1 protein-coding gene is annotated in these 245 nt (G+C 37.6%); it reads left to right on the top strand.

The window, feature by feature from the left end:
- Window positions 1-245, top strand: a 245-nt coding sequence (locus tag AAEY62_RS24125) for an FAD-binding oxidoreductase (RefSeq protein WP_350636995.1), incomplete at both ends; no start/stop codon positions are given.

Here is a 245-nt window from a genome sequence, read left to right as displayed (position 1 = left end):
GATACGACCTAGAGCATGTGCTAAGTGATGACTTACAAACTTTTGATATGAGCCGCTTAATTACCGGCTCTGAAGGATCATTAGGTATAGTTACCGAGGCTAAATTAAAGCTAACCCCCATTGCTGAATTTAAAACTTTAATTAATATTAAGTATGATAGTTTTGATTCGGCACTACGTCATTCACCATTTTTGGTAGCTGCGAGAGCAACCTCAGTTGAAACTGTCGATAGCAAAGTTTTAAAC

Source organism: Pseudoalteromonas sp. GW168-MNA-CIBAN-0100 (genome assembly GCF_040309225.1).
GTDB lineage: Bacteria > Pseudomonadota > Gammaproteobacteria > Enterobacterales > Alteromonadaceae > Pseudoalteromonas > Pseudoalteromonas arctica.
The sequence above is the reverse complement of the archived record's forward strand: the minus strand, read 5'-3'. Positions and strand labels throughout refer to the sequence as shown.